The sequence below is a fragment of the Brachybacterium sp. AOP42-C2-15 genome (genome assembly GCF_052377065.1).
GTDB lineage: Bacteria > Actinomycetota > Actinomycetes > Actinomycetales > Dermabacteraceae > Brachybacterium.
Map to the genome: position 1 here is coordinate 66,472 of NZ_JBQSWK010000017.1, position 11,919 is coordinate 78,390.

Consider the following 11,919-nt stretch of genomic DNA (forward strand, 5'->3'; position numbering starts at 1 on the left):
GGCCATGACCGCCGACGACGCCCTCAGCACCGCAGACACTTCCTCCCCCGACGCCGACGCCACGTTCTCCGCCCCGGATATCAAGCCCCGCAGCCGCACTGTCACCGACGGGCTCGGCGCGACCGTCTCGCGCGGGATGCTCCGCGCGGTGGGCATGGGGGACGCGGACTGGGACAAGCCTCAGATCGGCATCGCGAGCTCCTGGAACGAGATCACTCCCTGCAACCTGTCGCTGGACCGGCTCGCGCAGGCGGCGAAGGACGGCGTGCACGCCGGCGGCGGCTACCCCCTGCAGTTCGGCACCATCTCCGTCTCCGACGGCATCTCGATGGGGCACGACGGCATGCATTACTCGCTGGTCTCCCGCGACATCATCGCCGACAGCGTCGAGACGGTGATGAGCGCCGAACGGCTCGACGGCTCGGTGCTGCTGGCCGGCTGCGACAAGTCCCTGCCCGGCATGCTGATGGCCGCTGCTCGCCTGGACCTGGCCAGCGTGTTCGTCTACGCGGGCACGATCATGCCCGGGCGCGTCACCTTCGAGAGCGGCGAGGAGAAGGACGTCACCATCATCGACGGCTTCGAGGCCGTCGGCGCCAGCGCCCGTGGACTGATGAGCCGCGAGGACGTCGGCCGGATCGAACGCTCGATCTGCCCGGGTGAGGGCGCGTGCGGTGGTTTCTACACGGCCAACACCATGTCGACGGCCGCCGAGGCGATCGGGATGTCGATCCCGGGCTCGGCCACACCCCCGTCGGCCGATCGCCGCCGCGATGCCGATGCCCGCCGCGCGGGCGAGGCCGTGGTGGAGATGCTCCGGCAGGGGATCACCAGCCACGACATCATGACCAAGCCCGCGTTCGAGAACGCGATCGCGGTGGTCCAGGCCTTCGGCGGCTCCACCAATGCGGTGCTGCACCTGCTGGCGATCGCCCATGAGGCCGACGTCGACCTCACCCTCGAGGACTTCGCCCGCATCGGCGCGAAGGTCCCCCACCTCGCGGATCTGAAGCCCTACGGCCGTTACGTGATGAGCGACGTCGACCACGTGGGCGGGATCCAGGTGGTCATGAAGACCCTGCTGAACGAAGGCCTGCTGGACGGGGACTGCCTCACCGTCACCGGCTCCACAATCGCGGAGAACCTCGAGGTCCTCGCCCCCCGCCCGGCCGACGGGAAGGTGCTGCGCCCTGCCTCCGCGCCGATCGCACCCACCGGCGGGATCACGATCCTGCACGGCTCGCTCGCCCCCGAGGGGGCGGTGGTGAAGTCCGCCGGCTTCGAGGAGGACGTCTTCGAGGGCACTGCCCGCGTGTTCGAGCGCGAGAAGCACGCGCTGGACGCCCTGAACGACGGCACCATCACCCACGGCGACGTGGTCGTGATCCGCTACGAGGGTCCCAAGGGCGGGCCCGGCATGCGCGAGATGCTCGCGATCACCGGCGCGATCAAGGGCGCGGGCCTGGGGAAGGACGTGCTGCTGATGACCGACGGACGCTTCTCCGGAGGCACCACGGGACTGTGCGTCGGCCACATCGCCCCGGAAGCCGTGGATGCCGGTCCGATCGCCTTCGTGCGCGACGGGGACCGGATCCGCCTGGACGTGAGCACCGGCGCACTGGACCTGCTGGTGGACCAGGCGGAGCTGGAGAAGCGCCGCGAGGGCTGGGAGCCGCTGCCGCCGAAGTTCACCAAGGGCGTGCTGGGCAAATACGTGAAGCTCGTGAAGTCCGCCTCGACCGGCGCGATCCTCGGGGACTGAGGACGGCGACGGGTGCGCGTCGGCCCGCGAGGACCAGCAGCCCGGCAGAGTGGACCTGCTCCCCCATCCCCCGGGCCGCAGCCTCAGAGCAGCGCGCGCAGCGCTGCAAGGGCCGATCCCCGGGAACCTCGTGCGTCGATCTGGTGCGCGCCGGGCCGCAGGGCGAGCACGTCCTGGAGAGCGCGGACCAGGTCGGCGGCGTCGTCCGGGCCCACGAAGCGGTCGTTGGCGGCCTGCTCGGGACGGTCAGGTGCGCTGCGGCGCGCCGCCAGCCGCTGGGCGAGCGCCGTCTCGTCCAGGACCAGCGCGGCCTCCACGAAGCAGGCGGCACTGTCCGCGGCGAGCTGCTCGAGCTCCTCGAGGAACGCAGTGCGTGCGAGGAACTGCCCGAGGACGACATCGTGCCCGTCGGCGAGGTGCCGCCGGATCATCGCCACGGCGAGGCGTCGCGCCTGGAGGCCCGAGGCCGTGAGGTCCTCGTCCCAGCGGCCCAGCGAGTGCTTGATCGCGTCGATGTCCAGGGCGAGCGCGCCGGGGCGCTCGGCCGTGAGCAGCGCGGCGAGGGTGGACTTCCCGCTGCCGGGGGCACCGTTCAGCAGCAGGAGCGTCGGTGCGGCGCGGCCGGGCACCGGCTCGGGGCTCCGCGTCATCTCAGGGCTGCGATGCGACGAGGACGAGTGAGCCCTCGTACTGCGGCAGGGTCCGCAGCGTGCCGTGCCGCGCGTCCCAGGCGCCGCTGTCGAGGTCGCCGCCCAGCTCTTGCGCGAAGTGCTCCGTGGCGTCCTCGGGCACGAAGCTCCATGCCGAGCAGGAGAGCCGAGCTCCCGGATCGAGCAGCCCCTCGGGCCGCCCGTAGTAGGCCTCGTTGAAACCGTCGGTGCAATCCAGCGGGATGGGGACGAGAACGCTGCGGGCGCGCCCGCCAAGTCCTGCCTCGAGCTCGTCGAGCCCCGGATAGCGGCGGGCCTCGGTGGCGGTCACCTCCGGCGCGTACTCGGTGAGCCAGAAATCTTCCACCCGCTGCGGATCACAGGTGAGGATCACGACCGGTCCCCGGGTGACCCTCCGCATCTCACGCAGTCCGGCCGCGGTGTCCTGCCACTGGTGCACGCTGAAGGTGGTCATCGCGGCGTCGAAGGAACGGTCCGAGAAGGGCAGGCTCTCGGCGGTGCCGTCGAGAGCGCGCGACAGGTGCCCGGGGCGCTGTGCACGCATCGACTCCGAGGGCTCCACCGCCGTGACCCTGCGGTCCGTGGGTTCGTAGGAGCCGGCGCCCGCACCGACGTTCAGCACCGTGCTCGCATCGCCGAGCGCCTCGGAGATCACCTCGAACAGGCGGGGATCAGGTCGGCGATACTGCGCGTACTCACGGCCGATCGATCCGTAGTCCGCGTCGCCCGCGCTGCCGTCCGAGGTTCTTGTGCCCATGGCGGCAACCTAGGCCCCGCTCGTAGGGGCGTCAATGGCACCGGCGCCGTGGGCATCGATCGCGGTCACGTGCGGGCTGTCCTGCCCGGAGGTCGTCATCGGCGGAGGATCCCCTGGTCCCCGTCGACGGTGACGACGGCGCCGTCCGGGATCGCTGTCACCGCTCCGGGGACCGCGAGGACGGCCGGGATGCCGAGCTCCCGGGCCACGATCGCCGCGTGCGAGAGCACGCCTCCGGTCTCCGTGACCACGGCCGCGGCGATTCGGAACAGCGGGGTCCAGGCGGGATCGGTGGACCGGCAGACCAGCACGTCACCCGGGCGCACCCGGCGGAAGTCCTGCGGTCCGCGCACGATCCTGGCCGTGCCGGTCGCGACGCCGCCGCTCGCCGGAGCGCCCTGCAGCGTCCCGTGCACCGGATCGCTGCGTTGCGGTGGGCGGGGCACCGGTGCCGTGATCGGCCGCGCCTGCAGCACGTGGAGCCGATCACCGCGCAGGACCCATTCGATGTCGGCAGCGGCACCGAGCACGGAGGCCACCTCATCCCCGAGCGAGATCAGCTCATGAACCTGAGCGTCGCTGAGGGACATCTCGTGCTGCTCCCCGTCCCCGGGCCGTCGCCCGAGAATGCCCCGTGCACCGATCCTCCAGGAGTCCGGAGTGACGACCCCGCTGACGAGCTGCTCACCGGGGCCCCGCACCGCTTCGAGCATCCTCTCCTCACCGGTGAACAGCACTCCGGAGACGTCCGCGTCGAGGTAGCGCTGCACGATCACCGCCATCTCCGGCGCGGTGGACTCCCCTGGCTCGCCCGCCCCTCGGTAGGCGAGTGCATGAGGTGACCATAGGGACGCCCAGCACCGGAGGATCGCCGCCTGGACGGCATCGCTCCCCTGGACCGGAAGGATGCTCTCGTGCTGGCCGGCGGCCGAGGCCCCGGCCGTGTCCTCGTTCGTGGCGGAGGAGCGGACTGCGACCTGGGCGCCAGCGGCACGTCCGGACTCCGTCCGCAGCAGGGGCTCGAGCGCGGCGACCACGGCGGCATCGAGTCGTCCGTGCCGGATCCGCTCGCCCAGCTCGGCGGCGGGGACGGTGTCAGGGCGGAGCCCATGATGGTCCAGGTGCCGGCGGTAGGCCTGGACGGACACCACGACGCCGGCCGGCACTTCGATCCCGACGCGCAGCAGAGCCCCCAGTGCGGCGGCCTTCCCTCCCGACGTCTCGGGGCGGGCATCGCGCAGGTCGTGGAGCATCAGCGCTCCGCTCCCGGCGCGGGAGCGGCGGCAAGACCCACCAGGTGCGAGCTCTCGCCGACGAAGTGCACGAGCGGAGGGCCGTCGTCGTACTCGATGACGGTGAGCGCCGCGTTCGGCATCCCGGCGAGGGACATCCAGCTCTCCGGCGGTGCGCCCAGCGCGTCGCGCACCATCCACGCGATGGAGTAGGCGTGGGTGATCAGCACCTCGTGCGTCGGCCGTGCCTCGGCGGTGTGCGCTCGGGCGAAGCGTTCGGTGAGGCTGCGGGCGATGCGCGACCCCGCGGCCGCTTCCTCCGCTCCGAAGCCGTCGAAGAACCCCGCCCAGGGAGGGGTCACGGCCGCCAGGTCAGGAACGCACGGGATGTGGTCGATGAGCTCCGCCGCCTCGTCCACCAGCACGTGAGGAAGGCTGCGGGCGATCACCGCTGCGCTGTCGGTCGCGCGCGGCAACGGGGAGTGCCAGACCACGTCGATCGGGCAGCCCGCGAGCCGGCGTCCCAGCCTGCGGCACTGCTCGCGTCCGCGCTCGGTGAGCACGCCGAGCGCATCGGCCTCACCGTGTCGGGCGAGGTAGAGGGTGCGCCTGGTCATCGCGCGCTCTCGTTCATCTGGCCCTCGCCCGTGGAGGATCGCAGATCCTGATGGAGCTCGGCCCAGACGGCATGGCAGGACAGGACTCCCACGCCGGTGACCCAGCGGAGGCCCTCGGTGCGTGCTCGACCGACCGCGATGTCGTACTGCGCCGGGTAGCGGCCGAAGCGGGGAAGGCAGTTCAGCAGCGGGGCGAGCAGGGAGCGCAGCTCCCGTCCGAGAGCGGTGAGCGCGGTGAGCAGCTGCTCGAGCTCCCGTGCCCCCTCGGCATCGGGCACGGCTTGCACGGGAGAGGTCGATCGCAGCTGCCACATCGAGACCGTCTCGACGAAGCGGGCATTGATCCCTGCCGGCCGCTCGAATTCGGTGCTCGTCGCGGACAGCACCTCACGTGCTCCCGCTCCGTCCACATCCCGCGCGAGCAGCACGGAGAGGTGGGCCCGCCCGAGGTCGGTCAGAATCCAGCCGTGGGCCTCGGCGAAGCTCAGGGGTTCCACGAGCCCGGTACGGGTGGCCTGGTCGATGACGGTGAGGATCTCGTCAGCGGGGAGCAGGGCGCGATCGGCGATGACGTCGGCATCGGCGAAGCCGGCGAGGCGCAGCGCCTGCAGGGTCAGCAGCTCGGTTCCCGAGCGCGCGGCGGTCATGCCGGATCGTGGCCGTCGGGGTCGCTCGCCGTCGGCCGCTGCGAGACCCGCTGGTATCGCTGCTGAGCCGCCTGCGGAGACTGCAGGCCGAGCGCTTCGGCGACCTCCGCCCAGGTCATGCCTTCGGCGCGTGCGGTGAGCAGGAGGGCGACCTCGAGCGAGTCCAGATCGGATCGGGCCGTTTCGATCATCGTCAGTGCCGCCTTCAGCTCCTCGGGCGAGGCGGCACCGTCGGCCCGGTTCGCCCGCCACAGGGCATAGCGGAGCAGGGTCGCGGCGTCCGGTGGCTCTGCCGGGTGCTGCCAGGGGCGCGGCGGAAGGTCCTGGGCACCGGCCGTCCGTAGGTGCCGCCGGGCGTCGCTGGGGGTCGCCGGGTCGCTCTCGGTGGTGTCATGCATGTCCCCAGCATTGACCCTCAACACCCTGTTGTCAACACGTTGTTGAGGATCCGGTCTGTGACCGACGTGCCGGGCACCTCGGGCCCTCATGGAACGACTACGGTCATCGGATGAGCATCGAGAACGGGCAGCCGCTCGAGGGCGGCAACGCCACCGCGGGCGTGGTCCGCGTCGGGGACACCGTGCGCAAGCCCTGGGGGCCGACGACACCGGCCGTGCACGAGCTGATGCGCACGGTCGCGGCGGCGGGGATCGATGTGCCCGCTGTCCGCGGCCGGGACCAGCAGGGTCGGCAGGTCCTCGAGTTCGTGCCCGGCACCTCCGCCCTCGATGCCCCTCCCCTGCGACTTGACGAGCTCAGGAGGGTGGGCCGGATGATCCGGTCGATCCATGACGCGAGTGCAGGATTCGCCCCGTCGGCCCCGGCTCCCTGGGACGCGCTGCTCCCGGTGCCGGAGGGTTCACCGGACCTGATCTGCCACGGGGACCTCACGCCGTGGAACCTGATCCTGGGCGAGCGCTGGGTCTTCATCGACTGGGATGGTGCCGCACCGAGCACCCGGCTGTGGGATCTCGCGTACTCCGCACAGGCCTTCACCCTGAACGATGTCGCCGAGGAGCCGGCCGCCGCGGCTCGTCGCCTGGCCGCCCTGATCGAGGGATACGGGGCCGACGCCGACCTCCGGGCACGACTGCCGCGCACGATGGCGGCCCGCGCCGAGGCGATGTGGACGATGCTGCGCGACGCCGACCGGGAGGGTCGTGAGCCGTGGGGTGCGATGTTCACCTCGGGCCATGGCGAGCATTGGCGGGACGTCGCCGACCACGTCAGGCGGCATGAGCCCGCGTGGGTGCGGGCCCTCTCCGATCTCGGTTCCGCCGGCTGACCGTCGCCAGGAGTGGCGAGCGCCGCGACGGGTTCCCGTGGGCTGTCACACCCCGTCCCTAGCCTCGGGGCATGTCTTCCTCAAGTTCGATCCTCGCGCACCCCGCCTCGGGCGGCACCGCCCATGCGGAGCGGGAGACGATCCGCGCCCTCCTGCTGGAACGTCGCCCGGATCTCGAGCGTCGGTTGCTGGTCGGGCCGAGCGGGGCCCTGCTGATCCCGCTGTCCACCGGGCGCAGCGTCGAGATCGGCCGGATGCGCCGGCGCGGGAGAGCCCGCTGGGTGGTGGTGACCCCCTCGGCCGACGGCGCGACGCTGCGGGAGCCGACAACGCTGGGCACCGTGGTCCGCGCAGCGCTGAGCGCTCTGCAGGAGGCCGAAGCTCGTCACTGACGCTCGACGGCAGCGTGGTCAGGCCGGCGTGATGACGTCCGCGAGCATCCGGACCTGGGCAACGAGGATGCGGTCGCCGACCGCTGCCGCATCGGCTCCGAGCTGTCCGAACACGTGCGCGCTGATCACCCCGACGAGGCTGCTCCACACGGTCAGCGCCGCGAACTCCGTGGCCGGCGTGGTCTCGATGCCGAATTCGACCAGATGGCTCTCCAGCAGCGCAGTGACCTCCGGTGCGAGGTCCGGCACTTCCCAGGAGGCGGCGGTGCCTTCGTGGGCGGCGTCGGCGGCGATGCGCAGCACCGCCTGCATCACCCGCGTGCCCTCAGCATTCGTGGCGTCCGCCGGCGCGCTGTAGTCGCGCACGGGGGTGCCGTACAGGAGCGTCCACCGCTCGGGGTGCGCGATCGCCCAGGAGCACATGCCGCCCCCGAGGGCGAGGAAGCGTGCGCGGGGATCGTTGTCGGCCGTCGCTCCGGCCGCCGCGACAGCGATGTCCACGGTGTCGGCCAGGTCGGCATAGGCATCGACGATCAGCAGGGTGAGCAGGTCATCCCGGCTGCTCACGTAGCGATAAATCGCTGAGGAGACCATTCCCAGGCCGCGGGCGATCTCGCGCACGCTCAGCCCCGCGACCCCCTGCTCGACGAGCTGCGCATTACCGAGCTCGACGATGCGCGCCATCGTGCGCTCGCGCGCGAGAGCCCTCGGGCCGGGAGAGCGAGGTGCGGGAGTCATGGCCGCATCCTCCCACACTACGAGAGCGGTGCTCTTGACTCGAAACCGAGAGCGGTGTTCACTGAACTCACGACATAGAGAGCAGTGCTCACATCTTGGAGGTCCTCATGCATCACCTCGTCATCGGAGAAGGACAGATCGGCCGCGCGATCATCGAGGGCGCCCTCACCGACGGGGACACCGTCACCGTGCTGCGCCGGACCGCGGTGCCGCCGGAGCCGGGTGTCCGCCGTGTCACCGGGGATCTTCTCGATGCCGGCGTGCTCGAAGAGGCGGCCTCCGGCGCCGAGGCGATCCATGCCTGCTTCCACGCTCCCTACGATGCGCGGGTCTGGGCGCGGGAGCTGCCGCCGCGGGAGCTCGCGGTGCTGGACACCGCGGCCTCGGCCGGCATCCCGGTGGTCTTCCCGGAGTCGATGTACGGATTCCAGGGCGGGGCCTCGGATCTCGCCGAAGGGTCCCCTCTGTCGCCGCGCGACGCCAAGGGAGAGATCCGTGGGCAGCTTCTCGCACAGCGTCGGATCCACGACGCCCGCACCCTCAGCCTCGTCGCCGCAGACCTGTCCGGGCCGACGACGGTGGGCACCGGCGCGGCCGTGGTGACCGCGATGCTCATCGAGCGGATCGCCGCGGGTTCGCGGCCGATCGTCGTCGGCGATCCCGCGGCGCCCCACGCCCTGACTTTCGTCCCAGATCTCGCCGCAGCCATGCTCCATGCGGCGCGGCATGCTGACCGCCTGGCTCCCGACGGCGACGCGGTGCTGCACGCACCCTCCGCACCCGCCCGTTCCCAGGCGGAGCTGATCACCGCAGCCAGCGCTCTCCTCGGCGCACGTGGGCGTCGGCCGCTGGTCATCCCCCGCCTCGCCGTGCGCGCGCTGGCACCGCTGAACTCCTTCGCCCGCGAGCTGCACGGCATCGCGGGGCTCTGGTACGCGCCGTGCGTGCTGCGGCCGGGGATCCTCACCACCCAGGAGGAGCTGCAGCCGACGAGCTGGGAGGACGCACTCGAGGCGACAGTGCGGGCGACAGCGCGGGCTATCGCTCGGGAGACCGGGCAGGTAACAGGGCACGCGGCGGTCGTCTGACCGTGCGGCGCGCCCGTCGGCCGCTCCTGCTAGCGTCGCGCCCATGAGCGACAGCGCACATCAGATCGATGCACAGCAGACCGACGGCACGACGGCCTCCGCGGGCGCCTCCCGTCACCTCGACATCGTCATCGAACGCCCCTGGCGCGAGGTCTACGAGTTCGCGAGCGATCCGCGGAACCTGCCCCGCTGGGCAGCAGGGCTCGCCGGCGGCGAGGTGAAGCGCGACGTCACCCAGTGGTCGATGAGCTCACCGATGGGGCGCGTACTGGTCAGCTTCGTCCCCGAGAACGAGTACGGGGTCATGGACCACACCGTCACCCTCCCCAGCGGTGAGTCCGTGCTGAACCCGCTGCGCGTGCTGGCGCTGGACGAGACCCGCTGCGAGGTCGTCTTCACCCTGCGCCGCGGCACGATGTCCGAGAGCGACTTCGCGGAGGACGCCGCGGCGGTCGCCGAGGACCTCGTCATGCTCAAGGAGATCTGCGAGCAGCGGTGAGCCGCCCCGAGCCGGGCCGGTCCCCGATCTGGACCAGCACCGGACCTGAACCGATGTCGGGCCAGCCCGACAATCGCTGACCTGGTGCCAGGATCGGGCGCGCGGTCCATCGCCGCCAGAGTGGAGACATGACCACCATGACCTTGCCCGAGACGCTCGACGCACCTCCCCCGCAGGCCGCCACACCGCTGCAGCGCTGGTCCGTCGGCCGCTGGGCCGCCCCGATCGGTCGCTTCCTCGCCTACTCGCTGATCGCCCTGCTGCTCGGGGCGATCGGCTTCTCGCTCGTCCTCGCGCTGCTCATCGCAGGCGTCTCGACCGTGATCGTCTGGGTGGGCCTGCCGATACTGATCGGTGGCGTGCTGCTCGCCCGCGGATTCGCGGCGGCCGAGCGCGCCCTGCAGTCCTCGATCCTGGACACAGAGCTGCCGACGCCCGCGCCCCGGGCCGCCCCCGCAGGCGCCGGCTGGATGCGCCGCCTCATCACTCCTCTGACAGACCCTCAGAACTGGCTGGACTCGCTGTGGGTGCTGGTGAACTTCCTCCTGGTGCTGATCACCTTCCCCCTCGCGATGGCCTGGACCTTCGGAGCCATCGCCACGGTGGGCGGGCCCGTCGCGACCCTCATCCTCGAGCAGGTGCTGCCGCCCGCCGACAACAGCGGCCTCGGCGAGCTGTTCGGGGTGCCGGAGCCATACGCACTCCCGGTAGACATGGCCCTGCAGTTCCTCATCGGCCTGCTGTTCCTGCTGACCCTCGGCCCCGTGGTGCGCGGCCTGGCCGCACTGCACCGAGGCGTGGCCCGCGGCATGCTGAGCTCGCGCTACCACGAGCAGCAGCAGCTGCTGCGCACCGAGCAGTCGCGCGCAGCCGGCCGCACCGCCGAGTCCACCGCCCTGCGCCGACTCGAACGGGACCTGCACGACGGCCCCCAGCAGCGCCTCGTACGTGCCTCGATGGACCTCGCCCGCGTCGAAGCCCTCGCGGCGAAGGACCCGGCAAAGGCCCAGGCCGTGCTGCGCGAGACGCGTGAGCAGCTGGGGCTGACCTTGGACGATCTCCGTCGCCTCTCCCGCGGGATCGCCCCGCCGGTCCTGGTCGATCGCGGACTCGCCGCGGCACTCACCGAGCTGGCAGCGATCTCCCCGATCCCCACGACGATCGAGAGCCCCGAGCTGACACTTCCCGAGCACGTCGAGATCGGCATCTACTACGTGGTCTCCGAAGCACTGACCAACGCTGCCAAGCACTCCGGTGCCGCCGGCATCGTGGTGGAAGTGGCACGAATCGGGGATGATGCCTGGGTGAGGATCGAAGACGACGGGCGCGGAGGCGCCGAGATGCGCACCGGCGGCGGCCTGGCAGGGCTCGCAGGCCGTGTCGCCTCCCTGGAGGGACGCCTGACGGTGACCTCGCCACCCGCACACGGAACCCGAATCGAGGCCGTGATCCCATGCGCATCCTGATCGCCGACGACTCCGCGCTGATCCGTGAAGGACTGCGCCTGGTGCTCGAGGAGGCCGACCACACGGTGGTGGGCACCGCCGCGACCGGCACGGAGCTGGTGGTGCGCGCCCTCGAACTCCGGCCGGACCTCGTGATCTCGGACATCCGGATGCCACCCAGCCACACCGATGAAGGCCTGCGTGCCGCGCAGCAGATCAGAGCACAGTGGCCGGGAGCACCGATCGTGCTGCTCAGCCAGTACGTGGTGGTCGGCTATGCGACCGAGCTGATCGAGTCCGGGGCCAGCGCCACGGGCTACCTGCTGAAGGACCGGATCTTCGACATCCGCTCCTTCCTCGAGTCGATCGAGCGAGTCGCCGCGGGAGGCGTCGCGATCGACCCGGACGTGGTGGGACAGGTGATCTCCTCCCGCCGGCGCACGCCGCTGGACGAGCTCACCCCGCGCGAGCGCGAGGTGCTCGAGCTGATGGGCGAGGGCCTGACCAACGCGGGGATCTCCGAGCGGCTCTTCATCAGCGGGGGTGCGGTGGAGAAGCACACCCAGCGCCTGTTCGCGAAGCTCGGACTCAGCGAGGACTCGAGTGTGCACCGGCGGGTCACCGCAGTGCTGACGCTGCTGGGCGGCAAGTGACCGTTAGCTGACTGACGGAGCTGCGGGGGAAGGTGGCTGCGGTGGCTGCGGTGGCGTCAGCAGACACAGCTTGCACCGTGGCGACCTTCACCGAGAGCCTCAGCCGGGGAGCCCTCAGCTGGGCTCCGTTGGC

General features: G+C 71.4%; 14 protein-coding genes. 7 read left to right on the forward strand and 7 right to left on the reverse strand.

The features are described 5' to 3' along the window. Window positions 1-4: 4 nt before the first annotated feature. Window positions 5-1,762, forward strand: coding sequence for a dihydroxy-acid dehydratase (gene ilvD, locus ACT3SQ_RS11125; RefSeq protein WP_444601135.1), 1,758 nt, complete (start codon window positions 5-7; stop codon window positions 1,760-1,762). An 83-nt stretch (window positions 1,763-1,845) separates the two neighbouring features. Here the strand turns inward: ilvD and ACT3SQ_RS11130 are convergent, their stop codons facing one another. The 6 genes from ACT3SQ_RS11130 to ACT3SQ_RS11155 all read right to left on the reverse strand — a co-directional run bounded on the left by ACT3SQ_RS11130 (window position 1,846) and on the right by ACT3SQ_RS11155 (window position 6,084). Next, window positions 1,846-2,412 carry an AAA family ATPase gene (locus ACT3SQ_RS11130; protein WP_444601136.1) on the reverse strand — a complete coding sequence of 189 codons (567 nt, stop codon included), beginning with the start codon at window positions 2,410-2,412 and terminating at the stop codon, window positions 1,846-1,848. Window position 2,413: 1 nt separating this feature from the next. After that, a complete protein-coding gene (locus ACT3SQ_RS11135; protein ID WP_441446063.1) occupies window positions 2,414-3,190 on the reverse strand; it encodes a class I SAM-dependent methyltransferase in 777 nt (258 codons plus the stop codon). A gap of 95 nt (window positions 3,191-3,285) precedes the next feature. Beyond that, window positions 3,286-4,443: a PEP/pyruvate-binding domain-containing protein gene (locus ACT3SQ_RS11140; protein ID WP_441446064.1), complete on the reverse strand. Its 1,158-nt coding sequence runs from the start codon at window positions 4,441-4,443 to the stop codon at window positions 3,286-3,288. Then, window positions 4,443-5,039: a histidine phosphatase family protein gene (locus ACT3SQ_RS11145; protein WP_442331724.1), complete on the reverse strand. Its 597-nt coding sequence runs from the start codon at window positions 5,037-5,039 to the stop codon at window positions 4,443-4,445. Before ACT3SQ_RS11145 ends, ACT3SQ_RS11140 begins: the two co-directional genes overlap by 1 nt. Further along, on the reverse strand, window positions 5,036-5,686 hold the full coding sequence (locus tag ACT3SQ_RS11150) for a hypothetical protein (RefSeq protein ID WP_441446066.1): 651 nt from the start codon (window positions 5,684-5,686) through the stop codon (window positions 5,036-5,038). Before ACT3SQ_RS11150 ends, ACT3SQ_RS11145 begins: the two co-directional genes overlap by 4 nt. Continuing rightward, the gene (locus ACT3SQ_RS11155) at window positions 5,683-6,084 is read right to left on the reverse strand and encodes a hypothetical protein (protein WP_441446067.1); all 402 of its coding nucleotides are present in this window, start codon (window positions 6,082-6,084) and stop codon (window positions 5,683-5,685) included. The genes ACT3SQ_RS11150 and ACT3SQ_RS11155 overlap by 4 nt, the downstream gene beginning before the upstream one ends. A 110-nt stretch (window positions 6,085-6,194) precedes the next feature. On the opposite strand from ACT3SQ_RS11155, the gene ACT3SQ_RS11160 reads away from it, so the two are divergent. Together ACT3SQ_RS11160 and ACT3SQ_RS11165 are read left to right on the forward strand one after the other, a co-directional pair. Continuing rightward, a complete protein-coding gene (locus ACT3SQ_RS11160) occupies window positions 6,195-6,971 on the forward strand; it encodes a phosphotransferase (RefSeq protein WP_442331723.1) in 777 nt (258 codons plus the stop codon). Window positions 6,972-7,042: 71 nt separating this feature from the next. After that, on the forward strand, window positions 7,043-7,363 hold the full coding sequence (locus ACT3SQ_RS11165; protein WP_442331722.1) for a hypothetical protein: 321 nt from the start codon (window positions 7,043-7,045) through the stop codon (window positions 7,361-7,363). A gap of 18 nt (window positions 7,364-7,381) precedes the next feature. Here ACT3SQ_RS11165 and ACT3SQ_RS11170 read toward each other — a convergent pair whose 3' ends face one another. After that, on the reverse strand, window positions 7,382-8,101 hold the full coding sequence (locus ACT3SQ_RS11170; protein ID WP_442331721.1) for a TetR/AcrR family transcriptional regulator: 720 nt from the start codon (window positions 8,099-8,101) through the stop codon (window positions 7,382-7,384). A 107-nt stretch (window positions 8,102-8,208) separates the two neighbouring features. On the opposite strand from ACT3SQ_RS11170, the gene ACT3SQ_RS11175 reads away from it, so the two are divergent. The 4 genes from ACT3SQ_RS11175 (at window position 8,209) to ACT3SQ_RS11190 (ending at window position 11,786) form a co-directional block, all read left to right on the forward strand. Next, window positions 8,209-9,189: an NAD-dependent epimerase/dehydratase family protein gene (locus tag ACT3SQ_RS11175; protein ID WP_442331720.1), complete on the forward strand. Its 981-nt coding sequence runs from the start codon at window positions 8,209-8,211 to the stop codon at window positions 9,187-9,189. A 43-nt stretch (window positions 9,190-9,232) separates the two neighbouring features. After that, the gene (locus tag ACT3SQ_RS11180; RefSeq protein ID WP_441446072.1) at window positions 9,233-9,688 is read left to right on the forward strand and encodes an SRPBCC family protein; all 456 of its coding nucleotides are present in this window, start codon (window positions 9,233-9,235) and stop codon (window positions 9,686-9,688) included. 128 nt (window positions 9,689-9,816) lie between these two features. Next, window positions 9,817-11,154, forward strand: coding sequence for a sensor histidine kinase (locus ACT3SQ_RS11185; protein ID WP_444601137.1), 1,338 nt, complete (start codon window positions 9,817-9,819; stop codon window positions 11,152-11,154). Further along, the gene (locus tag ACT3SQ_RS11190; RefSeq protein ID WP_441446074.1) at window positions 11,142-11,786 is read left to right on the forward strand and encodes a response regulator transcription factor; all 645 of its coding nucleotides are present in this window, start codon (window positions 11,142-11,144) and stop codon (window positions 11,784-11,786) included. The genes ACT3SQ_RS11185 and ACT3SQ_RS11190 overlap by 13 nt, the downstream gene beginning before the upstream one ends. Window positions 11,787-11,919: the final 133 nt, after the last annotated feature.